The organism is Vibrio sp. MarTm2 (genome assembly GCF_027587055.1).
Lineage (GTDB): Bacteria > Pseudomonadota > Gammaproteobacteria > Enterobacterales > Vibrionaceae > Vibrio > Vibrio sinaloensis_D.
This window is the reverse complement of the sequence record NZ_JAPPTK010000005.1, coordinates 156,355-182,641: the sequence shown is the minus strand read 5'-3', so window position 1 is coordinate 182,641 and position 26,287 is coordinate 156,355. Positions and strand designations below refer to the sequence as shown.

Here is a 26,287-nt window from a genome sequence, read left to right as displayed (position 1 = left end):
TGTACCAATGCCTTGCCACTACAGCAAGGCATTGAAGCGTAAACATGGGCTGAAACCCGCAATTTCTAACAGATTCCTAACGATAGGCAGATAAATGACAAAATTTACTGTCCGAATAACCCAGGCTCGCCACGGAAGATCACTCGATCATTACCGCGGAAAATACCAAAAGTAACCACAGAAGAAGGATCTTCATCACCTAATCCGCGCCAATCGTATTGAAGCCAAGGTTGCGACAACGTGCTTCCACAGCCTGATACAACCCCGCTAGGGCGATTGCTTCCTAATCTCATCCAAAACTGTACTTGCTCTCGTATCGAATGAGAGTCGTCGGGGACAGCCCGAATCACATTGCTCTCACCATTAGTCACTTGCTCCCAAGGGGCAGTGTCTGAACCATTCAGCTTAGAATTTGAGTTGGTTCCCGATGGCCAGACGGTCGTTTTGCACACATAGTTGGCCATGGTGGCCAACTCTGACACGTTGTCTTCACTGTTCGTTGTAAATGTGCTGCCATTCCAAAATTCAACACTAAGCGGAATCGCGACGCTGTCTGCTATCGTTGTGGTTGCACTCTGTAGCACCATCCGACCGTAACGAGCGGGCGGCTGGGTCGGAAAGTTTTGCTCACTCACGGTCGATGTGGCATCAAAAGAGGCGGGATCATTACTTGCAACCACGTTGAGACCAAACTCAGTGGCCACTGACGCACCGCCACCTGTGTTAAAAGGCCCATTTTCCACAGTTTGGGCGGGGGATGACGCAACATAGTGACGCGCCAACACAGCATCCGAGTCTGTCACTAGCCAACGTGACGTCCCATCAAGTGCAGAAGACCAACTTCCGCTAGGGGTGTCCAAAATAAGGCTATTGGGGATATCAGGATCAGCCTTCAAACTAAACCCTGCCTGCAATGCACTGCCGAACAAGTGATAGTTGCTAACGGGAGTGGTCGCACCTAACGGATAAGGTGCCACCTCGACTTCCGCGCTCATATAGGGTTGGTCTAAATAAGCGATACCGCCCTGACCAATCGCCGCCTGCCATTGAGCACGAGTAATGGAAAAATTCGCGGGATAAAAGCGCCCAACGTCAGCGACAACTGCAGGCACGTTAAAGCCAGATTGAGAAAGGTAACTGTCTTGTTTTGCAAAAATCGATAAAGTCCCAACCTCATTCCAATTTAACGCTCGCGAACGATTAATATTGGACGTGGTTGTCTCAATAACCTGACCAGCAAACGGCAACCCATCAAGGACTAAATCTCCTAAACTGCCTCCAGACGGATAGCGAAGAGCATATGCTAAGGTTGATTCAGCCACGTAGCCATTGTGAGTAAAATAGCTCTCAGTCACAGGAGCGCTGCATAAATTGACCGCTCTGACCGAGGCATTGGGCACCCCGTCATTGTTACTGTCTAACCCAGATTGCCAGTTGAACGCTTTTAGGAACACATCAACATTCGTGCCTGCAGGTGCAAACCCACCCGACAGTTCAGACGTATAGTTTGGTAATGCGCCATTTTGCGCACAAAACGTGGTCGCAAACGGCCTGAAGTAAAAACGCTCTGTCGATGATAACGTTTGATTACCTGAGCTTCCTCTCCCTGTAAAATCAACGATACCAGCATCATCTAACTTTAGCCTTAAGGAGCCATCCGCTGTCGACTCACTGCCTCCAGCGACACCATCGATAAATGTAAGTGCCAACCTAGTATTGGCGTCCTGCCATGCACCATTGTTGTGAGAGATTTGCAAATTATTGCGGCTACTCGTTGGAAGCTGCACAGTAGAAAAATCCACATCGACGGCACCGTCAACATCAATGACACGGCAGTTCAGCTGATTACCTTGCCCTTGCGAGCCTCGAATTTTAATACGAAATGGGAACGCTCGTCCGGCAACATGGTAATAATCATTACCATCAACCCCATCAGACGGGACAATACTCGCGCTTTGAGCTAAGAATGTATACGGCCCTGCGGATTCAGATAAGCTCTCACTATTTACGTACGCTGTAATGTTGTAATCATTGAGAAACTTACTGTGTATGTAACCTCTGACTACCGCTGGCGCTCCATTGGGAAATTGAGCGTTGTAGTCATGGTCACTTTTACATTGATTGGTCGTCATATTTCCATCAGGACTCCAACACGCATAGTCGCGTCCAGACAATGGGAAAGTTTCGACAAACAGACTCTGCCCTTCTCCATCAACAACGTTACCCGTATCTTTGTCGACCAACGAGAAATCGATCGGAATACCATCACACGCTAAGCCAGAGCCTGTGACTGGCGTAATTTTGAGTGCTAAATTTTTGGACTGTTCTTGGCATAAATGCCTTTCGTTATAAATATCTAGTACTTGAGCAGAAGATAGAGCAGATCCAAACAACTGAACTTCATCGATAAAACCATCAAAGCCACGATTTGCTCTATCTTGGCCAATTTGGAAAGGTAAGTTGTTGGTTAGTAACCTAGGTGTATGGATAGGTACATAATAGTAAGCACTCAACTGACCATTTATGTACATTTTTGCTTGCGTTGGACGGTTCGCATCGTACGTCACGGTAATGTGCGTCCACTGATTCAGCGGCACCGTGCCAGCACTGTAAAGGTTATACGCAGGATAGCCTGAGGTATTGACCTGCCAGTACCAATAGATATACCCACTTGAAGTCAGATGGAACTCATAGTTGGTATCTTTCGTCACAATTGACGCAAGATCAGAAGAAGGATAACTCTTAGGGTAGATCCATGCGGATACAGAGACTTCTTCACTCATACTTAACGGTAAAGAGTGAGGAACATCCACATATTGATTGCTACTGCGGCTAAAGCTGCCGTAACCACAAGTACCAAAGCGATTTGCATCATTAGGCCAAGCGGGTAAATCCACCGCCGTGGTTGCACTATTAATCGCGGTGCCATGGTAATTATTGCCAGACACATCCTTCACTTCGCCATTGTTACCAGACCAAGACTCCTCTAGATGGAACTTGGCAACTGGGGCAGGGACAGAATCACTAAAACACGCACTTTGACCGATGACGGCGCTATGTTGGCTCGACATGGTCAACTCCGGCGTTGAGACCGCACCAAACACATACGTCCCGCTGCCAATTCTGACGTGTCTTGCAGAGATAAGAGCATGGATATCAACAGGGCTCACTCTGTCGCGAAACCATACATCCCCTTCTGGAGCATTAATCCAAAGTGTGTCAGTTTCAGTTTCCTGAGTTTCAATATCTACAGAAGCACCGATGTAAACAAAGCCCCTGTTTGATGGCGCTGCTGCATCAACCACAATTTTAAGCTGTACATCATTTCCAAACTCAAGCTTCGAACCTGGTGCCAACACGGACAGTTTGTGATGTAGATACCTGCCAGGAGAAGTGAAATCTAAGGTGGTTGTAACGTTGGCAGTAAAGTCTTTGATTACGTATCCAGGGTTAAGCTTTACCCTAATCTCATAATTAGAATACGGAGCGTTAATGATGAGATTGCTAAAGTTGCCCGTAATCGCTAACGTCACTTGCTTTTTAACATCGTCAATATCTACCGTACAAGCATTACCGCAGTTGACGGATTCAAAGTCATTAACCGTCAAACGCTTATTTACGTTTCTAAAATCATAGGTAGTCACTGTCGGCTTGCTACCTTTGTAACTCGTCGCGCCTGACGCACAAAGCCCAGCTTCACAACTGGTGAACTTACTGTAGTCAGTAACCCTATCAAAGGGCACTAGCAGCTTTGTTTTAGAGCTGCCACATTCCGCGTCTGAGTCGGTACAGTTTCTAACATTGTCACGAACAAAGTCATTACTCCAACCGGCAATATAATAATCGAGATGTGGCGAGTTAACCGTTTTCTCCTGATTAATGGTTAGCCTACTTGTGCTCGATTGCCACCCCTGAGCAGGGTTGGGAAATGTCCGACACGCTTCTGTAAGGTCAAAGGCAACTGAATTCGCTGAAAGCAAACTCAACCCAACAAAAATACATAGCTTGATCCATCTAACCATCGCTATTGACCTCTCAACCAAACTTCTTGACTGCGGCGCATTTGATTCACGCCTGAACCACACGTTACTTCAGAGCTTAGGACAAACATCTGACTACCATCAGCTAACACTCCACCTCTTGCACCACACGTCACTTGAGCATCAGCGCAGTTGATCACCGCTGGAATCGTTCTTGTGGTTCCATTTACAGAGCTGCAAGCGGCTGCCACATCAAATTCATCCGCAATATTATCTCTTGGCGGATAAATTTCTCTGAGCACCATTTCATTCGCAGAGTGAGCGGAAAAAGCAGCCTGAAGGCCGATCACGTCTTTGGTGTGGGCATCATTATTTGACCACTCAATTCGACTTAAGCTGGTGGCAAGAAAGCCCATTACCACCAAGACAAAAACGACGACAATGTATAGGCTACCGGACTGAAACTTACTATGGGACATTCAACACCTGCACGTTTTGGCGGAAGTTTGTCGACTCATCACCGTCTTCGTTGGTAAAGTTGAGATTAATGTGTATGCCACCACTATTCTCAAACGTAGCAGGTGAGTAACTCAAACTGCCAGTCACTCCTTGGTCTGAAACAGGAAGAAGACTGGTACGACTCACCAAACGCTGAACTCGTTGGTTAATCAGGCAATAACTCACCTCACCATCGGGATCATAAATGTAGTGGCGACGCGATACCGAGTTACCCACCAAGTCATTCGCCCCGCCAGTCAAAACAAAGACATTGTTCGCACTCGAGACGCTGTTCAGTGGAAAAACATTGATGCTTGGCATCGACTCTGTTGGGTTGATAACCAAATTAAGTGAACTTAAGTCATCCACCGTCATCGATTCACTACCAATAACAAACTGTAGATCAGCCCCCGACACCGCGTAGAAGCCTGACGTCATAATCGGATAAAAGGAAATACAGTCTGTCGCCCCTGCCATTAGCTCATTGCTAAACATATTAGGGACAGCATGACGAACTTCTCGGCTCATTTTCTCCAATACGAACTTAGCTTGCGTCTGCATCCGCTGGCGATCAATGGTATCGCGATAACCTCGCGCACCAAGATCAACAAAACCCGCAATTCCAAGCACCAGAATACTGCCCACGATTAGGGTGATGACCATTTCAATCAGAGTAAACCCCGACTTTTTCATCAGTAGTTTCCTTTATAGGCTCGTAATTCGATGGGAGTTTGGTTAAGCGCAGAGACGGTCAATACTATCTGCTTAATAAGGCTTGGCTCTTGGTAAGTCACTTGAATATCTAAGCGAAAGTTTTGATAGGTCGTATTCCCCACACCATCTCCAACCAATACGTTTAAGTCTCGACACCCATTGGCGCCATTAGGCTCCCAACAACCAATATAGTCATCCACATCATTATAGGCAGCAATCACCTCTCCATCAGGACCAAGGCCATTGACCGATGCATCCATCCCTGAACAAAATTGATGAGAGGTACCCACCGCGGCGCCTTCACCACAGCGCAGTTCACCACCAGAAAAATTGCTGTACTCATCAAATCCTCTGGCTAAAACCATCGACATGACGCTCTGGCTCAATGCCGCAGCTCTAACCTGATAATGTGGATTGGCTGAGCGAGTAATTTGAGGCACTAAAAACTGGGTAATGGTTATCATGGCAAACCCTATGACAACGATGACAATAACGCTCTCAATCAAAGTGAAACCACGCTCTCTCGTCATGAGCACCCTCCAAGTGACACATACCCTTGAGCATTTATTGCCACGACGCAGGTTTCCTCACTGGACACAATCGAGATAGACGCCCCAGATGCGGCAGACCCTACCGGATTACCCAACAAATCGAACGAAATAGGCGCGCTAGGCGATGAAGAAAAACGGACCATTTGAGAGGAAGCCCAGTCACTGCGAGAATCAGAGCGCTCCGAACAAGCTGCCTCCGAGCCGACGCAACTGGTTTGGACATCCAATGTAAAGTTTTGATTACTCGCCAAGGCTGCACTCGCGGTAATGTTTGATTGCATTCGATTCACTTGCACCTGACGCACGACGGAGACCACTTGATGTTGCAACACGGCAGCGACTACATCACCACGCCCTGAATAGCGACTTGCGGCATAGGCAGAAATGATTGCCAACAACAGAATGACAACAATTAACTCAACCAAGGTAAAACCTTGTGCCCATCTAAGTTTCATAGAAACCCTAAGTAATGAAATTTACTGCTTTGATTATAAATGAGATTACGTGCGTGAGAGGCAAATTTATGCAGTTTTGAGAACGATTTAGAAGATGAGAAAAGAAAAGGCCAGCAATGCTGGCCTTATAGTGTTACTGACAACCGTTACCACTGTTGACTACTGAAGATGCAGCTTCCGACACTGCTGTACCTGTAGCCTGATTGTATGTCACTGTACAAGTAGTAGCTGTAGCATCAAAGCCATATGTAATACTAGTTGCGGTACTCGCTGTAACAGACCAATCAGTTGACAATCCAACCACGGCCTCTCCGATACCCGCAGCATCTGCCGTTGGGTAACCAAATGCAGTGGTAATTCCATCTACATTAGCTGCACCACTTGCTTCAACACCGTTTATGGCCGCTTTACCATATACAATACCGGCCGCACCATCAATCGCACCCTTCAAGCCTTGAAGAGAAGCGTTACGAGCATCGTCTTGTAAGTTAAGGAATCGCGGCGCCGCCGTTACGGCCAAGATACCTAAAATAACAATTACCACCACGAGTTCAATCAGGGTGAAACCGCCTTGTCTTTTCATAGTTTCTGTCTCTCTATGTTGTTAGCGCAGATCTACTGCAGCGTTACGGTCACACGACCAGTCTCTATTTCATACACGAACTGATGCTCGGTGCCTCCCTCTTGCTGAATATAAGTGCAAGTTGAGGCGCCATTGTCAGCCTGTGCTGAATATTTTACATTTGAGTTAGTTTTTGCATTCGCCACCGTGTCGACACTTGGTGGGTTTTGCAAAAGATTGTCCATCAAATCAATACAAGCCTGATCCGTTAAGCTTGTCGGGAACGACGTATCATCCTCATTCAGAGCATAAGGATAACCGTCGCGAAATCCTGTATCCGCTCCGCTGCTGTCTTTTGAACGCGTTAACCAGAAATCAACGCCGTCATAATCGACGGTATTATACTTTTCTGTACCCACCGTTCTTGAAGGGCGCGCCAAGGCTTCCCACTGAGCTCGTGCTGACAGGACACCTGTAGCAAAGCCGCCCGCGACACCTTCTATACTCGCTTTTTTGGCTTCATCAGTAACATCCAAAAACCGAGGTAATGCAGCAACCGCGAGTAAACCCACCACAACAATCACAACCACAAGTTCGACTAACGAAAAGCCAGACTGTTTTCTAAACATATAAATTAATCCACGTATCAGTACTGTTTATTATACTGCCAAGCCACAATATCGCTATCGCTCTTGGGCAAAAAATCACTCTGCGACCAAAACAATTTTAGCAGAAAAATGCTTATAGTTCAGATCGATAACAACATGTCGATTCATGCCGTAATCATAATCACAACGATAATGAGAGCCGTCAGAATGATTATGAATATTGATAGGTAAACTCTCCAAAATCTGCTTATCCGGATAGAGTACCTTCAGCCAATAATCGCAATCAATGTCACCCGCCTCGTTGATAGGCAGTACCCAACCATTTTGCGAAAGAGTTAACAGCTCAGAGTCAATTTCGAGATGACTCGGTTGCTGTTGCAGTAGCCACTTCTGCTTATAAAAGCTTGCTCTTTCAATGATTCGCTTGCTAGCGACTAAAAACGCGCTGTCATTAGCCTCAATCTCCACTTTTTGAAAAGCTGACATAAAGCTCGCGGTTAACACCATGACAACGAGTAACCAAGCCGAGAAACGTATCCGCCTCAGCATCAGGATGGCGTTACCCTTTGATCGCATCCAACATTCCCCACATAGGTAGGAAAATACCCAGTGCGAGAATCAACACCATGCCCGCAACAACAAGCAGAAGTATCGGTTCAATTCGCGCGGTTAGGGTTTTAAGATCGTAATCCACTTCTCGATCATAGAAGTCCGCTACTTCTAACAGTAGCTCATCAATACGCCCTGTCTCTTCCCCGACGGAAATCATTTGAATGACAAGAGGTGTAAAGATGCCGCTGTTTATTGCCGTTGAGGAGATGGTTCCACCCGCTTCAATGGAGGACTTCATCTCAATCAAGCGGTTCTCAAGAAACTTATTCCCAAGCGCCTCAGCCGCCAGTGCCAACGATTGGTTTAACGGAACCCCTGCTTTTAGCATCAGCGCAAATGTCCGAGAAAACCGCGATAATTGAGCCCGATTAACAAGAGGACCAACAATTGGCATTTTTAGGCGAAACTTGTCCCATTTTTCACGTCCATTGGCCGTTTTGACCCAAGTATTAAAGCCAAACAACACGCCTACTATCACCGCGATCATGACCAACCAGTAGTTGACGAAAAAATCTGACATCGTGATCAAAATACGCGTAGGCAAAGGAAGGTCGACCCCAAAGCGGCTGAACATCGTTGAGAACTGGGGAATCACTTTCACGTTCAAAATGAACAGCGCGATAACAATAAAGCTAATAACAAATGTTGGGTAACGCATAGCCGTTTTGATTCGTTTGCGCGTTTCTACCTCTTGCTCATAGTAGTTCGCCAACTGCAATAGTGCTTGATCCAATCGACCCGTATTTTCACCAACGTTGATCATAGAGACAAAGAGCTGGCTGAAGACTTTCGAATGCATCTGCATCGAACCTGCTAGGCTGCGACCATTTGTCAGCTCCTGAGTCACTTCCTCAAGCGCGTGTTGAAGCTGTTTGTTTGAGCAATTGGAACTTAGCCCTTTCATTGAACGCAATAAGGGGACGCCCGCCTTGGTCAAACTGTAGAGCTGACGACAAAAAATAACCAAGGCTTCAAGCGGAACCGCGGGCGTAAATAGCTGCTTGAGGTCAAACTCAAACGCAGATTTACCGCCACCGAGCGTCAACTTGGTCGGAATGACGCCTTTGTTCATCAACTGTTCTGCAGCCGCTTCTTGATTAGCCGCTTCGATTTGTCCCGAAGCAGCAGAACCATCTAAGTTTCGACCTTGATACTGAAATAATGCCATGCCCGAACCTAGATATAGATCGCTTTTTCTACGCCTGATGAATCACCTTCACCCAGGCTCATCACCTCATCGAGGCTGACGACTCCGCTGATAGCAAGCTCCATCGCAGAAGCGAGTAACGGCTTGTATGACGCAGATTCACGAGCAACACGGGCAAACCCTACAGCGTCACTCGCACGAAGCATATCCATCATATCTTGCTCCAATTCAAGCATTTCAAAAACACCAATTCGGCCTCGATAACCGGTAAGGTTGCAGTTTTGGCACCCGCGACCACGAGAGAATGATGTCTCTACTTGGTTGGGGAATCGCTGCGCGAGCCACTGCTTCCTTGCTTCATCAACGTGCTCTTGAGTTTTGCAGTCAGGACAAATCTTACGAACTAGACGCTGAGCCACGACCGCTCGCACTGCACTTGCAACCAAGTAGCCTGGTGCGCCCATATCCATCATCCTCAGCGCGCTATCGACCGCGTCATTAGTGTGCAGAGTGCTCAATACAAGGTGACCGGTTAATGCGGCTCGCAGTCCTATCTCAACGGTTTCTTGATCGCGCATCTCACCAATCAAAATAATGTCTGGGTCTTGGCGTAAAAAGGTTCTTAGCACCGTAGAGAAGTCGAGGTCGATTTTAGGGTTAACTTGAACCTGATTGATACGAGGCAAGCGATACTCAACAGGGTCTTCTGCGGTAATGATTTTCTTCCCTGGTACATTGAGTTCACTGAGCGCCCCGTAAAGTGTTGTAGTTTTACCGGAACCAGTAGGGCCAGTAACGAGAATCATGCCATGAGGACGTTTCAACTGGCGACGAAGACGCTCAAGTAGATGGGAAGGAATACCAGAGTCATCCAATTTACGTACGCCCGACGACTGATTTAGGAGACGCATTACCACCGATTCGCCGTACTGGACGGGCATCGTGGACATACGAATATCAACCGATTGCCCCTTCGCCTTGATATTAAAACGACCATCTTGTGGTAAACGCTTCTCAGAAATATCGAGGTTAGCCATCAGCTTCAAACGCAGCACAAGGGCTGGTGCGATGTTGACCTCATTGAGCAAAGTCTCGTGTAACACACCATCAATCCGCTGCCTTAATCGCAATACATCAGCGTCAGGCTCGATATGAATATCGGATGCGCCGATCTGGATCGCATCTTCAAATAGAGAGTTGATCAGTTTGACTACGGTAACTTCATCGCTGTCTTCCCCTTCAATACTAAAATCAAAGGCTTCTGTGACCTGATGCTCCGCTTGAAGTTGCTCAGCAAAGGACGCGATCTCTTTCGTCCGACGATAATAGCGGTCAAACCCATCGACGAGCTGCTTTTCAGGTGCGATGACAAACTCAATACCATATTGAGGCAGCTGCCCCAACAAAGCTTCTTGAGCAAACAAGTCTGCCGGGTCACTCATCGCAATACGTAACGTATCTTGCTGGCGACCAATGACCAAAGCGCGCAGTCGACGTGCATGCACTTCTGGCAGTAACTGGACCGCCTCGACATCGACGTTTGCTCGACTCAAATCAATCAGCGGAATATCCAACTGTTGAGAGAGGAAAGTCAGCATTTGATGTTCAGTGAGGAACCCTAACTCAATTAAGGCGGCGCCCAACTTTCTGCCCGTCGACTTTTGCGCAGCCAGTGCTTGTTCTACCTGCTGCTCGGAGATAATGCCTTCTTCAACCAGCAAATCACCAAGACGTTTTCGAAGTTTGATTTGCACTATTTTGACTCCCCTAACTGCTTGATCAAAGCCAAACGGTCATGAATAAATTGCTGTGACTGTCCCGACAAACCGAATCCAGCCAGCGCTTTGTTGTACGACTGCTGCGCTTGCTCAAATTCAAGTGCTCGCTCTTGCTGAATCGCTAAACCTAACCACCAGCGACCACTTTCCGGTTCAATCTCTACTAGCTTTAGATAACTCGATAACGCCATCTCATTTTGATTGTTCTGCTGCGCAAGCACACCACGAAGAGAGAGATACTCAACATTTGCCTCTTCAGGTAGCGCCGACAAAGCCGTTAGAGCAGCAGCGTTTTGCTTCTCTTTCATTAACAGTTTTGCTAGCGCGAGTCGCAACACAACACTCTCTTTGTCAAGGCTTATGCCCTTTTGTAAAAGCTCGCCCGCTCTACGCACATCACCTTTACCGTAATAGAGCGCTGACAGAGTTTGGCGAACCTTTGTGTCATACGGCGTGTATTTCAGCGCCTCACTGTAATTTGCTAACGCTTCATCTAGGTTATTGCTATCTAGGGCCTTCTGAGCTCGTTTTTGTGCATTATTAGAAAGCTGCTCTGCCGTTAGCTCGACCTGCTGAATCACTATGTCACCTGAGTTGGCTTTTGAGCTTACCTGCTCGGATTTATTACCCGTCACTTTTGACTGAGAAGATGACTCAACTTGAGCAAGGGCCACTACAGGCTGAGACGTCGCAACAAGAGGCGAGGCTTGATCCGTCTCAGATATCGTTGAAGGAAAACGCGGCACTTCGGAGCGATAAATGGTTCCACCTTGAGTGGTCGCTTTCGCCGTTGGAGAGGGCACATGACTATTAGTTGCTACAGACTCATTGAAAACCGAGGACGGTTCAGGTGCTATTTGCTCTATCTGAGAAGGTTGTTGATAGGAGATCGCCCATCCACCGACACCTAAACTGATCGCAAACGTTCCAACAACCCAAGGCACAACAGAGCGTTGCTTTATGGGTGACACGCGAATCTGCTCAATCTCAGAAAGCTTTCCCCCTTTCTTACGAGCTAATTCAGACAATGCTTGGTTGATTGCACTCATTATTCTCTCCACCCCCAAAATATGGGACGTTTAAATTTTGGTTTTCTGCTGTCGTACGTATCGTGGATTGCGTCATAAAGATGTTCGTTGCAGACCTTTTTTTCATCACGGCTGCTCGCTACAACCAGTGCTTTGTGACCAATTTGATTGATTAGGCGAGGAATTCCACGGCTTGCGCGCCAGATGGCTTTTTTCTGCTCACTGCTGAACAATTGTCGACTACCGCCCGACTTTTCCAGCCGATTATCAATGTACGCCACCACTTCATCGAGATTCAGCGTGCGAATATAGGCGCTGAAGGTAATTCTTTGACGAAGCTGGCGTAAATGATGCTGCTGCAGCCTTGCCTCTAGCTCTGGCTGACCTATGAGAACAATATGAAGCAGTTTCCTGTCTTCTGTTTCCAAGTTGCCAAAAAGACGAAGTACTTCAAGGGCATCATCAGGCAGGGCTTGTGCTTCATCGACAAACACCACCACTTGTTTTCCTTCTCTTGCCAGCTCAATCAAACGGCGTTGAATCAACTCGACCAATGTATTGGTGGCGTGCTCTTCAATACCTAACTCGGCAGCGACCGCAACCCGCAGTTCATCGCCATTGAGTGCGGGGTTGGGCAAGTAAACCAACTGAACATGATCAGGTAGATACTTGACCATCATGCGGCACACCATCGTTTTTCCAGTGCCCACTTCCCCAATCACCTTAACCAGCCCCTCGCCAAGCTCCAAAGCGGAATGGACCGTATGAATCGCTTCATAGTGTGGCCCTAAGCCGAGAAAGAGCTCAGTCGAAGGGGTTAGCCCAAACGGTAATTGTTCGAAGCCAAAATAGTCCAAATACATCCGTTATTGCTCGTCAGGAAACCACTCTTGAAGCAAATCTCGAGATCGCTCTAATTCCTTTTGCCACGTATTTACACCAACGACGGTAGGCTTGAGTAGGATGACTAATTCGGTTTTTTGCGTCAGCTTCGACGTATTTCGGAATAAATGCCCCAAGACTGGCACATCACCCAACACTGGCACTTTCGACACTTGATCAACAGTATTGGACTTCATTAAGCCCCCTATCACGACCACGTCTCCATCTTGTGCTCGAATCACCGAGTCAGACTCGCGAATAGAGCTTCGCGCTAACGGCAAAGTAATGCGCGAATCCCCAAAACCAATCTCTTTCACTTGTTCATTAACATCGATAACTGCGGGGTGCACATGCAACAGCACGTTGCCTTGGTCATCGATTTGCGGCGTCACATCAAGAGAAATACCGGAGAAGAAAGGCGTCAACTCCACCTCAGGAGAGGGCTCTGAATTGTCACCGTTACCCACCACACTGGAGAGATCGGTAACGAAGTATTCGTCAGTACCCACTTTGATGACCGCTTTTTGGTTATTTGACGCCGTCACACGCGGGCTAGAAAGGACGTTCAAGTCACCCTGAGTTGCCATAAAACTCAATACGGCGTCGAAACTGCCGCTCGAGATCACCAAGTTTGATTGCCCACCAAGCAAGGTTCCGATTGCATCTAACCCCGGTAGCACTGCGGGAATAATGCTGCCGCTGGTGTCTTTCACGATGGAGCCCTGACCAATGGTGTAGTTGGTACCATTAGAGCTGAATGCCTTAGACCAATTGATCCCTTGTTGATAACCATCACTCAAGGTAACTTCTAAAATCTTGGCTTCGAGGATCACTTGGCGCTGCATTCTCTGCTGTGACACGCCTAAAAACTCTCGCACTTCGCGGATTTCATCTGGGTAAGCTCTTACCGTAATCACGCTAGCTTGAGGCGTTACCACCACACTCTGCCCCTCACCACCACCGATCAACTGTGTCACTGCCAGTTGTAATTGAGGCCAAAAATCACTTTCACTGATGGTCTCAATCTCTGTGCCGCCTTTCGCAGAGCTCGTTGAGCGTGAAGAGCTTGAGCTATCAGAAGAGTCAGAAGAGCCGCTGTCGGTATTGGTAATGGTACCGGTAGAGATAGAGGTTAATGAGCGACCTGAACGTTTGAACTGTAGATAGTCAACTGGGATTGTGACGGTGCGCAAGCCGGCTGGGTAGACTTGAATAACATTGCCTGTTTTCACAACATCATAGCCGTACATATCTCTGACGACGTTAAGCACCTCATCCAAAGAGACGTCCGTCAAGTTGACTGTAATCGTTCCAGCCACGTCTGGGTGGATTGCTGCACTAAACTCAGTTCCTTTAACTAAACTGGTGAAAAAAGCTTTCGCTGACACTGCATTCGCCTGAATACGAAAGCGCTTTACGGTGTCGAATGAAGTGGCACTGTCAGAAGAAAGCTCAGGCATCAGGTCCGCTTCAACAGACGCAGGTAATTGCGCTAAGCTACGACTATTCGCTTCATTGATTGCTTCATTCAATGTTTCTTTCGCCTCTATGGGATCTCTGTGCCCCATGGAGCATCCCATCAACGACGCAATCATCACGGCTACGGCGAGTCTACGCATATAATTCCCAATACCTTACTGTTTTATATCCAAAGAAAAGAGTTCTAACGTCCATTGCTTGCCTTTGCGAGACAGCACGACTCTTTCCGATTCAATGTTATTTACGTAGTAGCCACTGACACGCTCCCCCGCCATGACTACTTTTCCATTCAATATTGCTTTGCAAGGCACGTCGACACCGCAGACAATACTTTGCAGTTTTGGCAGTCGATAGCTCACTGGCTTTTTTGCCGGTTGAGCGACTTTTGGCTTCTGCCAATTTAAAGGTGCCGTCGGGTCCTGCTGCGCCCAAGCCAGTGAAGTATTTACAAGCAGCAGAAAGGCAAAAAATCTAACCACCGATAAACTCCTCTCTCGTGCCAAGGGTGTAGACCTCTAGGATCAAACGCGCACTTGGGTACTCTTCGACTTTATAGCTAAAAGTACGCCAATAGTATTTGACGGGCATAGACTCAAGTGACTCTAAGTATTGAACAATGTCAAAATAACTGCCTGTCAACTCAATGCGAACGGGATGTAGATAGTAGCCCGAACCGTGATTGTCATTCTCGCGGCTCACTATCGGCTCTGCGCGCTGTGAAACCAGAGAAACTAACTTGAGTTTCTTAGACTCTCTGAGAACACTTTCTAAAAGATTTGCCATTTCACTGGGAGAAATCAAATTCTCGATGATGTTCGATAGCTGTTCTGAAAGTAGCTGACTTTCTGTCACTAGCTGCTTATAGCGCATATTGATCTCTTGGTCAGGATCTTTAGAAAGCTTGGCCGTCATCAAAAGCACATCCGCTTCCAAACGTTGGCTATTGAGCTTTGTGGTCGAGATTTGTTGCTCAAGCTGTTTCTTGGCTAAATAAGCCGGTTCCACCAAGAGAGTAAAAAGCCCCAATAGAATTGCGACAAACCCACACAGTGTGATCAACCACTTTTCTCGAGCAGAGAGCTGAGCAAATTTATCGCTGGCTTGCGACCAATAGTGTTTCATTGCTTATCTCCTCGTGTTTTCAACTCAAAGATCACAATGTCTTGATCATTTCGACCAATCTGTAGCTTTTCAAACGTTCGCCCTACTAAGTTGAGCTCTGTTTTAAACTGGTTGATCCAATTCGGGATGACTTGTGGCTCCCTTGCGTAACCTTGCAAATCCAAACCCGTACTATCAATCGTAATTGCGTTTAGTGAGATGTCGTTTCGCCCAAGTTGAGCCAACGAACGCATAACGCCCGAATAGCCCATCTGCTGGGCATCGTCGTATTCACTAACGGCTTGCAAAGATTGGCGCTTGGATTCTATTTCCTGCTCCAATCGTGCTACTGCTGCGACTTTAGCGGGCGTTGGTTGGTGCTTAGCCAAACGCTGAGTTAATGTATCCACTTGAAGGCGAAACTCAGATTCCTGAGATTTCAGAGCAGACAGCTCACTACTCAAACCACTCTTTTGGGTGACAAGCACAAAATAGGCTCCGCCCAATAACAGAGATGTTATCCCCCACCCTAAGGCGACGTTTTTTAACGTAAAGTGTTCTTTCTTTGGCTTTAATTGGTCTGGGAATAAGTTAACTGATTTGTCACCAACCGCAGCAACACTCTTGAGCAAGATAAGCCCGGACGGATCTTCTCCCTCAACGAGTGGGGAGGCTTTGACGCTCAAACGCTCAGAAAGCTCAGTAGCGACCGTGGCTTGATCTTCTTCGTCACAGCACACTTTCATCTGGTGTAATGACGCCGAACGCAATTGGGAAGAAAGATAGTCAACTGAGCGTTGGAGCTCCAACGCCAAATTGTCCAGCTGCAAAGCACTACTCGCAACCCCAGTCAATGGAGAAGCTACTCCGCGAATCGTTCTTTGGAACGCACACTGGCCATCCACAAACGCACTGACTTTAAATTGCCCTTTGTGGCTCCGCTGAAGCAATAAGAACTGTGCTAGCTCCCCTGCAGAGTGAGCCCACACTTCGTCCTCGACCAATATTCGTGTCAGTTCGATATTAAACTGTCCCAAAGCACTGTTGAGGGCCTCGACCAAGTGACGATTGACGACAAAAACTTGTAACTTATTGCCGATTGGTGATGGGGAAAAGTCAGCGATGATGTCGCTAACGCGCTCAGAAATCAGATCTTTCAGAAGAAATGGCAATGCCGCAGAGAGTTCTTCTTCCGGCATCGAGGGCTTATCTATTTGATAGGTTTGATATAGGTTTGCGCCCAGCACGACTTGTGCCGACAAATCGGACACATCAGCGTCTTTAAGTGCCTTAACTAGGGCATCCTGCCAAGACACACCATCGTAGTTGACTTGAGTGGGTAAATTACAGCTTGGTAGCGGTGAAAAAAACAAGGCATGGGGTAAAACAACTACCGTAAGTTGCGTTTGTTTGTGAGCGGTTTGCCTGAATTTACCGAATAAGGATTGCATATTCATTTGTCGTTATTTGTCACCAGCGTTTTCGTCGACCAATTTGTACTTTCTTAACCTCAGCGGTTTGCTTATGCTGAATATGTTGAGGAATCAGTTGTTTCTCTGATTCAAAATATCGCCCCTGAACCCCATGAACACCAAGCTGAAGCACTGTTTTGTGCTCTTGCTTACTGTCGACCCCGACGGCAATCAGTTTGGTGTTTAAACCCGCACAAGCCCCAAGCAAGCTACGAATGAACAACTGGTTTTCATGACGCTGATCGATCTGTTTCACTAAACTTCGATGCAACTTCAAGTAGCTAATCGGTAACTCTTTTAAGTAGTAAGTGCTAACAATGGAGCGCCCAGCTTGACCAACCGCTACTTTACAACCTAGACCAGAAATCATTTTAGCGACAGGTCTCATGTAATCGAGGTGCTTCACTAAACGCGCTTCAGCAAACTCAAAAATCAGCTGTTTTCGCTGCTCAGTAGACAACTGCAATAGTTCATCACGAAACCATTTAAAGTAGGCTCGGTCGGCAAAAGGGACGACATGCAAATTTATAGAGTAACACATTGAATCCTTAGAAACTTTCAAATAACGCAGGATAGTTCTCAATACTGCTTTGTCTAAGATTATTTCGTAACCAACTGATTCAATTGCTGAATTAAAACGGGACGCTTTGATTACTCCCTTCTCTGGATCGTTGATTCGGGCAAACAGTTCACAGTGCTCTAGTTGGTTATCTTGCTGCTCATCTAACTGGAAACACGGCTGCGAAAAGACGTGCAATTTGTCAGGCTTCAACACTTGATCGAAAAGCGTGCGCCAACGAACGCTACCTCGTTCTTCCTCCGGACTTACATGCTTGTGGAAGCGACTCCATGTGTTAGAGCGCTGCAACTGAGCACTCTTAAGCGCCGTTTCTGATTCATCAATAATTCGACCTTGACTTTCGCCCTCCCGATATAGACTGACCCCAATGTGAACCCAGTTTTCTGGGTCCAGTACGTCGGGTGGCGTAAGACGGGCTAACTGCTTAATACAGCTCGCAGCAATCGCAGAGACTTCTTTGCTTGATAAACTCGGTGCAAAAATAGCGAAATCAGAATTGTAATAGCGAGATAAAATGACATCAGGGTAACGCTGGATAACCGTCCTCAGACTATCTCCGACATCGATTAAGAACTCATTGGCAACGGTTTTCCCGTACTCTTCTTTGAGTTGCTCCCAATCATCAATGCGAATAAGAAGCACACCGCCATGAGAGCCACTTTCTGAAAGCGCTGCTTCGAGCTTACTATCAAATAAAACACGGTTTGCGGTACCAGTCAGCTTATCTAGAAAAGTTTGCGAACGAATAAAGGTGTCAAAGCGACTGCGTTCTTGACGAGCATCTCTTAGCTCTTCAATCAAGCGATCAAGCGCTTCACTCGCGGTAAAAGGCCACTCTTTGGGATCGCCTTGCGCATACTCTTCAACCCTTCCCGCGAGGATCATTCTTCCTCGCTCTTCCAGCATCTCAGATCCGCTCAGCTGCTCTTTCAGCCATTTCACCCCTTGCATCAAACAGAAGATAATGAGCACCACCGCTAACGTGATGGACCACAGTGCCTGCATCGAATAGCCGTAGCCAATATAGGGAGGGACAGCTTTAAACCGAATTTGATACCCATCGTTGCGTTCGAGTTGATATTCAACTTGGTAAAGCAGTGCAGGGTCCACTTTCGATGACGTATCTTTGAAGCGATAAATCGTACCGTACGTCGATGCCAGCTCCATTTCGACAATGTTCGACGCCTGAAGCATCTTCGGCATCCAGCGCTGCAGTGAATACGCAGCATCCGGATCTTCCATCTCCTTATCTACTACGTTGACGATCCCCTTGAGAGAATGATCTAAGTATTCTTGACCAAGGCGCTTAAACGACAATGTTCCTCCCAAAAAGAGAATGAACATGGCAATAATCACGATCATAGTGACAAAAGCGACCAAGCGGGTACTCAGTTTTAAGGTAGGGGTATACCTCATAGAAATAGAATTCCTTCTCTAATGCAGCTTCAATAAACATGGTGCTGAGCTACAAGCGGGCATTGGGCAATTCCACGCTATAACGTTAGGGCAATTGATTACTCTAACTATATAAAAAAGCCGCGATTTTCGCGGCTTTTTTTCAGTTCAGGACTCTTAGAATGGGATGTCGTCGTCAAAATCCATCGGCGGCTCATTGTATTGAGGCTGAGCTTGCTGCTGTTGTGGCTGAGAGTATTGCTGTTGCGGTTGACTCTGCTGAGCTGCAGGTTGCTGCGGCTGTCCCCAACCTTGCTGTTGAGGTTGACCCATGCCTTGGCCTGGAGCGCCACCTTGAGCACGGCCACCTAGCATTTGCATTACGCCATTGTAGCCTTGTACTACGACCTCGGTAGTATAACGGTCTTGACCGCTTTGATCTTGCCACTTGCGCGTCTGCAATTGACCTTCAACATACACTTGTGAGCCTTTACGTAGGTACTCACCAGCCACTTCCGCAAGCTTGCCAAACAGTGCCACACGGTGCCACTCTGTTTTTTCACGCTGTTCGCCTGTCGCTTTATCTCGCCATGTTTCAGACGTTGCGATGGTGATATTAGCGACAGCACCACCACTTGGCATGTAACGAACTTCCGGATCTGAACCCAGATTACCGACTAAAATAACTTTGTTTACTCCACGGCTGGCCATGTTTCGCTCCGTCTAAAAATTTAGGTATATTTGAATAGCCCAATAGCATAACACGCTTTGCTTTTGGGACAAAAGCCTGTCTACGCAATGCCTGATCAATCTTCATCGCAATCCAATGAGCCACTAATTTTTCGAGAAAAATCAAAGATTATTTTGGGTGAGCGATAAGTTAATTACTTATCTGCTTGAAACTAAACGCAATGATTCAACCTTGATTCGCTCTGATCGAAAAAATCCTTCAAGCTCATTCCATCGATGAAAATCAAAAAGGTTTTATTATGAAGAATAGTTATATGCGTACCATTCATTTCTTATGTGAAGATAAGAAGGTTACTCATCCGATAGTTCAAAAAATAGAACAAGCGTTAGAGATCAATATTCCCTATATCGAACCGCAAGATCTTATGCTCGCGCTCCAAACGAGCAAACATCGCATTTTGATGATCGACCACCATGACTACTCTCGCCTGAATAATCAGATACGCGATCTTCCACTGGCGAACAAAACCTTTGAAAACATCGTCATTAATGTTCAATGTCGCTTAACCACAGATGAAATCCTCAATTTTGGTCATCTAAAAGGGTTGTTTTATGAAAACGACTCCGTAGAAGTGATCAGTAAAGGCTGTAGCGAAATTATCAACGGACAGAACTGGCTACCTCGCAAGGTCGCCGCACAACTGTTATTTCACTATCGCAACATGGTAGAAACTCAGTCAGCACCAGTTACAGTTGATCTCACCACTCGCGAAATCCACATATTAAGAAGTTTAATGACAGGGGCTTCCAATAGCCAAATAGCAGAAGATCAATTTATCAGTGAGTTCACCGTTAAATCCCACCTCTATCAGATATTCAAAAAGTTGTGCGTAAAAAATCGAGTACAAGCTGCCGCTTGGGCAAAGCAACACCTGTTGTCTTAATTTTATTACGCACATACAATTTCACTACTTTGGGCGAATGGATCGATGATCACTTCGCCCAAAGCATGTTATTGTCACGTCAGCAAATTTTCGAATAAAAATATATAGGGTTTAACATGATCAAGAAGTGCCTTTTCCCGGCAGCAGGCTACGGTACACGCTTTTTACCTGCCACCAAATCCATGCCAAAAGAAATGATGCCAGTGGTAAACAAACCACTCATCGAGTACGGCGTTGAAGAAGCAATCCAAGCAGGTATGAACGGTATGTGTATCGTTACCGGTCGTGGTAAGCACTCAATCATGGACCATTTCGATAAGAATTATGAGCTTGAGCACCAAATCAGTGGCACCAACAAAGAAGAGCTACTAGTCGATATTCGCGACATTATTGAGAGCGCAAACTTTACCTATATTCGTCAACGTGAAATGAAAGGTCTTGGCCACGCAATTTTAACCGGGCGTGAACTGGTGGGAGATGAACCGTTTGCTGTGGTGCTCGCTGATGACCTTTGTGTTAACGAGCAAGAAGGTGTACTTGCGCAGATGGTCGCACTCTTCAAGCAGTTCCGTTGCTCTATTGTCGCGGTACAAGAAGTACCTGAAGATGAAACTCACAAGTATGGCGTGATCTCTGGTGAAATGATCAAAGATGATATCTTCCGTGTTGACGATATGGTCGAAAAACCGGAGCCAGGAACTGCGCCAAGCAACCTCGCCATCATTGGCCGTTACATTCTAACCCCTGATATTTTTGAGTTGATTGAAAATACAGAGCCTGGCAAAGGTGGCGAAATCCAAATTACCGACGCTTTGCTTAAACAGGCACAAGCAGGCTGTGTTCTTGCTTATAAATTTAAGGGCCAACGTTTCGACTGCGGTAGTGTCGAAGGTTATATCGAGGCTACCAACTACTGCTTCGAAAACCTATACCTGAAAGACTCTAAAAAGTCAGAGCTTGGCAAACAAAAAACGACCAAAGAAGAAGCATAAACCGACGCTTCGTTTAAAAGGCAGCTCATCGAGCTGCCTTTTTTATTACTGTTTTTTTATCCAGTATTTCTTTGAACATTTCTCACACTATGTAATACTTAGCTGACTAATTTTTGCATTGAGTGATAAGAATGGATCAGATAGAAGTTCGTGGTGCACGCACGCACAACCTGAAAAATATCAATCTTACGATACCAAGAGACAAGCTGATCGTGATTACAGGCTTGTCAGGTTCGGGTAAGTCATCACTAGCCTTTGATACCTTGTACGCTGAAGGCCAACGACGCTATGTAGAATCTCTATCCGCCTATGCTCGCCAATTCTTATCTTTGATGGAAAAGCCTGACGTTGACCACATCGAAGGGTTATCCCCCGCTATTTCTATCGAACAAAAGTCAACCTCACACAACCCAAGATCGACGGTTGGTACTATTACCGAAGTTTACGACTATTTACGACTCCTTTATGCCCGAGTCGGTGAACCTCGATGTCCAGAGCACCACGTTCCCCTCGCCGCTCAAACTGTTTCACAAATGGTAGATAAAGTACTTGAGCTGCCTGAAGGGGCCAAAATGATGCTGCTCGCTCCGATTGTCAAAGAAAGAAAAGGCGAGCATGTCAAAACGCTAGAAAATTTAGCCGCGCAAGGTTTTATTCGCGCTCGTATTGACGGCGAAACGTGTGATCTCTCTGATCCTCCAACCTTAGAGCTACATAAAAAGCATACCATCGAAGTCGTTGTGGACCGCTTTAAAGTACGCAGCGACTTACAACAGAGATTAGCTGAATCCTTCGAAACTACACTCGAACTGTCCGGTGGTATCGCTGTTGTCGCACCGATGGATGGCACCGGCGACGAAATCGTGTTCTCCGCAAACTTTGCCTGCCCTCATTGTGGGTACAGTATGCAAGAGTTAGAGCCTCGTCTCTTTTCATTTAACAACCCTGCAGGGGCTTGCCACACTTGCGATGGTTTAGGTGTGCAACAGTATTTTGATCCGTCCCGCGTGATAGTCGATGAATCTCTTAGCCTAGCTGAAGGTGCAATTCGAGGTTGGGATCAGAAAAACTACTATTATTTTCAGATGCTCACATCATTAGCGGACCATTACGGGTTTGATCTGCATACCCCGTTCAACGCTTTGCCCAAGAAAACTCGTGACATAATTTTAACTGGGTCTGGGCGTACAGAAGTCGAGTTTAAATACATCAACGACAGAGGCGACATTCGGGTAAAACGTCATCCATTTGAAGGAATATTAAATACCTTGGAGCGTCGTTATCGAGATACCGAATCTAACGCCGTACGTGAAGACTTGGCTAAGTACATTTCTACAAAAACCTGTTCAAGCTGTGATGGGAGCCGACTTCGCTTAGAAGCTCGAAATGTTTTTATAGGCAATACGACTTTGCCAGAAATCGTTGAGCTAAGTATTGCTGATGCACTGAACTTTTTCTCTTCTTTACAGTTAGAAGGTCAACGCGCTCAAATCGCGGAAAAAGTGATGAAAGAGATTAATGACCGCCTACAATTTTTGGTTAATGTAGGACTCAACTACTTAAACCTTTCTCGCAGTGCAGAAACCTTATCCGGTGGCGAAGCGCAGCGCATTCGACTCGCCAGCCAAATTGGTGCTGGTTTAGTGGGTGTAATGTATGTACTCGATGAACCTTCGATTGGCTTACACCAACGAGATAATGAACGCCTACTAAAAACACTGACTCACCTTCGTGACTTGGGTAACACCGTCCTTGTTGTGGAACATGATGAAGACGCAATCCGCATGGCTGACCATGTCATTGATATCGGCCCAGGTGCTGGCGTTCACGGAGGTACGGTCGTAGCGGAAGGCACAATGGAACAAATTGTAGCGAATCCAAACTCTCTCACTGGCCAGTACTTGAGTGGCACCAAGGAAATTGCTGTACCAAAGGAGCGTACAGCACGAAATCCTAAGAAAACGGTACAATTGCTCGGTGCATCAGGAAACAACCTAAAAGACGTTACATTAGAGATTCCTGTTGGCCTTTTCAGCTGTATTACGGGTGTTTCAGGATCAGGAAAGTCAACACTAATCAATGATACCTTCTTTAAAATTGCCCACACCCAACTTAACGGTGCGACGACAGCGGTACCCGCACCATACAAAAAAATCAAAGGGCTTGAGCATTTTGACAAGGTGATCGATATCGACCAAAGTCCGATCGGTCGAACGCCACGCTCAAACCCAGCAACCTATACGGGTATTTTTACCCCGATTCGAGAACTATTCGCGGGTACGCAAGAGTCTCGCTCTCGTGGTTATAAACCTGGCCGATTTAGCTTTAACGTGCGTGGTGGACGATGCGAAGCGTGTCAAGGCGACGGTGTCATCAAAGTGGAAATGCATTTCCTACCTGACGTCTATGTGCCGTGTGATGTCTGTAAGGGTAAGCGCTATAACCGAGAAACCTTGGAAGTACGCTACAAAGGCAAAACCATTGACGAAGTACTCGAGATGACAGTAGAAGATGCTCGCGAGTTTTTTGACCCAGTGCCTGTCATCGCGCGCAAGTTGCAAACTCTCATTGATGTCGGTTTATCCTATATTCGCTTAGGTCAAGCCGCTACGACGCTATCTGGCGGTGAGGCTCAGCGAGTGAAATTAGCGCGTGAGCTCTCGAAACGAGATACGGGGAAAACCTTGTACATTCTGGATGAGCCAACCACTGGATTGCATTTCCATGATATTCAACAGTTACTCACGGTACTACATCGCCTACGAGACCATGGTAATACTGTAGTCGTCATTGAGCATAACCTAGACGTCATAAAAACCGCAGACTGGATTGTGGACTTAGGTCCAGAAGGTGGTCAAGGAGGCGGTGAAATTGTCGCTCAAGGAACACCTGAAGATGTGTCCTTGGTCGAAGGTTCTCATACGGCAAGGTTCCTTAAGCCTATGTTAAAATAACGATTAATAGTAAAGTAAACAGGCCAGTGTCATTCTCACTGGCCTGTTTTTATTAGGATATGGACCCCATGGCTACCACACACGTTTCCGGGACAAAACTAGCAAAGCAAAAACCAAAGGTACCGCTGAATAAACCCTTCTTGGTCGCATTTGGCGCCATCTACATCATCGCAATGCACTTTTTTATGCCTAACCCCGGGGGGGCTGGGTTGGCGCTTTCATTCAACCCGACCACTTGGCTCGCACTCAGTTTTGCTCTCGCTATTGGCCTTTATCAAGTCGGAACCGAGGGAGCCTTGCGTTACAATAAGCTCACGATTGGTTTCTTCATTTGCTGTCTGCTTATCACGTTACCTGTTTTCTATCCAAGTTCGGTTGTGGAGCTCTCTATTGGCAAGTTAACTGGCTTGTGGGCAGGCTATCTGCTGTTCGTCGTCTTGCAACAGTTTCGTTTCAGCAATAAACAGAAGCAACGCTTGCTATGGTTCATCGTCATCGCCGTTACCATTGAAGCTCTCTTTGGTTGGGTACAATACTTACTGTTAGAGCCCGGCAATCTTATTGGCTACAACACGGTAATCAACCGCCCTTATGGAGTTTTTCAGCAGCCCAATGTCATGGCGACTTTTCTCGCAACAGGGCTTGCCATATCAGGCTACCTTCTAACACGACAACCAATTAAATATCAAACCAAAATCAGTGATGTTGCGCTTCTGTATTTAATCCCTGCACTCACCGTCCCCCTACTTTTAGTACTTGCGTCACGAACGGGATGGCTAAGTGCGATTCTTGTGATCCTTGGGGTATTGCCTTATCTCTACAGATTCGCGACCAAGAAACGCTTTTGGGGTTGGGTTATCTCACTCAGTTTAGGGATGATGCTGGGCTTGATACCAAATATCGCTCAACATAATGTAGATTCACCCAAAAACCTATCGGCTCAAAAAGTAAACCTTAAAAGTCCAAGGGAATACCACATTCCTCAAGCGCTAGATATGCTAATCGAGAAGCCGTTTTCCGGATATGGTTATGGTAAATTTGAGTCTGAATACATTGTCTATAGCGCTCGCCAACATCAACTTAATCCAGAGTATCATCCAGGTCTCCCCGCTCTTGACCATCCACACAACGAGCTCTTGTATTGGGGCGTTGAAGGTGGGTTAGTGCCAATACTGGCTATTTTCTTAGCGGCCACTCTAGTATTGATACGGGTCTATCAAGGTAAAAAAGGCACCCGATTGACGCTCTTTGCGTTATTCATTCCAATTGTGCTGCATTCGCAGTTGGAATACCCCTTCTATCACTCGGCGATCCATTGGATCACCTTCATCACTCTACTCTATTGGGTTGACCAAAGAGCCAATAAGTATCGGAGCGTGACCTTTAGTTTTGTTTCTCAAACTGGACTGCGAGTCTCCAGTTTGGTGATGCCCATCTTAGTTAGCTTTTATATGGTGAGTGCCCTGCATACCAATTACGTTCTCACTCAGTTTGAAAAATCTAACCCCAAAGATCCTGTGATTTTGAATCAAGTCACCAACCCAATTGCATGGCAAGATCGATATGACTGGGACATTTACAGCACTTATCTCAATATTGGCCTGTATAAGCATGACCCAGAATTTATTCAGCCATACATCGACTGGTCACTAGAGATCATCAAAGACAAACCAAGACCAGCTTTCTATAACAACCTGATCTTGGCTTATCAAGGTATTGGCGAAGAAGAGAAAGCGCAGCAGATCCGAAGTGAAGCACAATTCCTATTCCCAAATCGCGACTTTAGTGAAGTGCAGTATATTCCACCAAACATCGACGCACTGACCACAGAGGCAAACAAACCAGCAGAATAAAGAAAGGCGACC

The 26,287-nt window shown here is 46.5% G+C and carries 22 protein-coding genes; 4 read left to right on the top strand and 18 right to left on the bottom strand.

The genetic code is table 11. The features are described 5' to 3' along the window. Positions 1-104: 104 nt before the first annotated feature. The 18 genes from OH458_RS12715 to OH458_RS12630 all read right to left on the bottom strand — a co-directional run bounded on the left by OH458_RS12715 (position 105) and on the right by OH458_RS12630 (position 19,553). Entirely contained in the window at positions 105-4,022 is a 3,918-nt protein-coding gene (locus OH458_RS12715; RefSeq protein ID WP_269978597.1) for a LamG domain-containing protein, read from the bottom strand. A gap of 2 nt (positions 4,023-4,024) precedes the next feature. Next, on the bottom strand, positions 4,025-4,459 hold the full coding sequence (locus tag OH458_RS12710; protein ID WP_038191653.1) for a hypothetical protein: 435 nt from the start codon (positions 4,457-4,459) through the stop codon (positions 4,025-4,027). After that, entirely contained in the window at positions 4,449-5,171 is a 723-nt protein-coding gene (locus tag OH458_RS12705) for a PilW family protein (RefSeq protein ID WP_269978596.1), read from the bottom strand. Before OH458_RS12705 ends, OH458_RS12710 begins: the two co-directional genes overlap by 11 nt. Next, positions 5,171-5,722 carry a type IV pilus modification PilV family protein gene (locus tag OH458_RS12700; RefSeq protein WP_269978595.1) on the bottom strand — a complete coding sequence of 184 codons (552 nt, stop codon included), beginning with the start codon at positions 5,720-5,722 and terminating at the stop codon, positions 5,171-5,173. Before OH458_RS12700 ends, OH458_RS12705 begins: the two co-directional genes overlap by 1 nt. Continuing rightward, positions 5,719-6,198: a type II secretion system protein gene (locus tag OH458_RS12695; protein ID WP_269978594.1), complete on the bottom strand. Its 480-nt coding sequence runs from the start codon at positions 6,196-6,198 to the stop codon at positions 5,719-5,721. Before OH458_RS12695 ends, OH458_RS12700 begins: the two co-directional genes overlap by 4 nt. A 133-nt stretch (positions 6,199-6,331) precedes the next feature. Beyond that, entirely contained in the window at positions 6,332-6,781 is a 450-nt protein-coding gene (locus tag OH458_RS12690; protein ID WP_269978593.1) for a prepilin-type N-terminal cleavage/methylation domain-containing protein, read from the bottom strand. Positions 6,782-6,813: 32 nt separating this feature from the next. Continuing rightward, a complete protein-coding gene (locus OH458_RS12685) occupies positions 6,814-7,389 on the bottom strand; it encodes a prepilin-type N-terminal cleavage/methylation domain-containing protein (RefSeq protein WP_269978592.1) in 576 nt (191 codons plus the stop codon). A 75-nt stretch (positions 7,390-7,464) separates the two neighbouring features. After that, the gene (locus tag OH458_RS12680) at positions 7,465-7,944 is read right to left on the bottom strand and encodes an MSHA biogenesis protein MshF (RefSeq protein ID WP_269978591.1); all 480 of its coding nucleotides are present in this window, start codon (positions 7,942-7,944) and stop codon (positions 7,465-7,467) included. Next, positions 7,928-9,148, bottom strand: a complete 1,221-nt coding sequence (locus OH458_RS12675) for a type II secretion system F family protein (protein ID WP_269978590.1) — start codon at positions 9,146-9,148, stop codon at positions 7,928-7,930. Before OH458_RS12675 ends, OH458_RS12680 begins: the two co-directional genes overlap by 17 nt. Before the next feature lie 8 nt (positions 9,149-9,156). After that, complete coding sequence (locus OH458_RS12670) at positions 9,157-10,881, bottom strand: GspE/PulE family protein (RefSeq protein WP_038140428.1); 1,725 nt, start codon at positions 10,879-10,881, stop codon at positions 9,157-9,159. After that, entirely contained in the window at positions 10,881-11,954 is a 1,074-nt protein-coding gene (locus OH458_RS12665; protein WP_269978589.1) for a tetratricopeptide repeat protein, read from the bottom strand. Before OH458_RS12665 ends, OH458_RS12670 begins: the two co-directional genes overlap by 1 nt. Continuing rightward, a complete protein-coding gene (locus tag OH458_RS12660; protein WP_039478273.1) occupies positions 11,954-12,796 on the bottom strand; it encodes an ExeA family protein in 843 nt (280 codons plus the stop codon). The genes OH458_RS12665 and OH458_RS12660 overlap by 1 nt, the downstream gene beginning before the upstream one ends. A 3-nt stretch (positions 12,797-12,799) precedes the next feature. Next, on the bottom strand, positions 12,800-14,434 hold the full coding sequence (gene mshL / locus OH458_RS12655) for a pilus (MSHA type) biogenesis protein MshL (protein WP_269978588.1): 1,635 nt from the start codon (positions 14,432-14,434) through the stop codon (positions 12,800-12,802). Positions 14,435-14,449: 15 nt separating this feature from the next. Then, positions 14,450-14,773: an MSHA biogenesis protein MshK gene (locus tag OH458_RS12650; RefSeq protein ID WP_269978587.1), complete on the bottom strand. Its 324-nt coding sequence runs from the start codon at positions 14,771-14,773 to the stop codon at positions 14,450-14,452. After that, positions 14,766-15,416, bottom strand: a complete 651-nt coding sequence (gspM, locus tag OH458_RS12645; RefSeq protein ID WP_038216297.1) for a type II secretion system protein GspM — start codon at positions 15,414-15,416, stop codon at positions 14,766-14,768. The genes OH458_RS12650 and gspM overlap by 8 nt, the downstream gene beginning before the upstream one ends. Continuing rightward, positions 15,413-16,852, bottom strand: coding sequence for an MSHA biogenesis protein MshI (locus tag OH458_RS12640; RefSeq protein ID WP_269978586.1), 1,440 nt, complete (start codon positions 16,850-16,852; stop codon positions 15,413-15,415). Before OH458_RS12640 ends, gspM begins: the two co-directional genes overlap by 4 nt. Positions 16,853-16,865: 13 nt before the next feature. Continuing rightward, complete coding sequence (gene csrD, locus OH458_RS12635) at positions 16,866-18,863, bottom strand: RNase E specificity factor CsrD (protein ID WP_269978585.1); 1,998 nt, start codon at positions 18,861-18,863, stop codon at positions 16,866-16,868. A gap of 156 nt (positions 18,864-19,019) precedes the next feature. Then, a complete protein-coding gene (locus tag OH458_RS12630; protein ID WP_038140437.1) occupies positions 19,020-19,553 on the bottom strand; it encodes a single-stranded DNA-binding protein in 534 nt (177 codons plus the stop codon). 275 nt (positions 19,554-19,828) lie between these two features. Between OH458_RS12630 and OH458_RS12625 the strand changes: the two genes are divergently transcribed. The 4 genes from OH458_RS12625 to OH458_RS12610 all read left to right on the top strand — a co-directional run bounded on the left by OH458_RS12625 (position 19,829) and on the right by OH458_RS12610 (position 26,275). After that, the gene (locus OH458_RS12625) at positions 19,829-20,476 is read left to right on the top strand and encodes a LuxR C-terminal-related transcriptional regulator (RefSeq protein WP_038140438.1); all 648 of its coding nucleotides are present in this window, start codon (positions 19,829-19,831) and stop codon (positions 20,474-20,476) included. Positions 20,477-20,592: 116 nt separating this feature from the next. After that, positions 20,593-21,468, top strand: a complete 876-nt coding sequence (gene galU, locus OH458_RS12620; RefSeq protein WP_005472668.1) for a UTP--glucose-1-phosphate uridylyltransferase GalU — start codon at positions 20,593-20,595, stop codon at positions 21,466-21,468. 131 nt (positions 21,469-21,599) lie between these two features. Continuing rightward, positions 21,600-24,422, top strand: coding sequence for an excinuclease ABC subunit UvrA (gene uvrA, locus OH458_RS12615; RefSeq protein WP_269978584.1), 2,823 nt, complete (start codon positions 21,600-21,602; stop codon positions 24,420-24,422). A 68-nt stretch (positions 24,423-24,490) separates the two neighbouring features. Further along, entirely contained in the window at positions 24,491-26,275 is a 1,785-nt protein-coding gene (locus tag OH458_RS12610) for a PglL family O-oligosaccharyltransferase (RefSeq protein WP_269978583.1), read from the top strand. Positions 26,276-26,287: the final 12 nt, after the last annotated feature.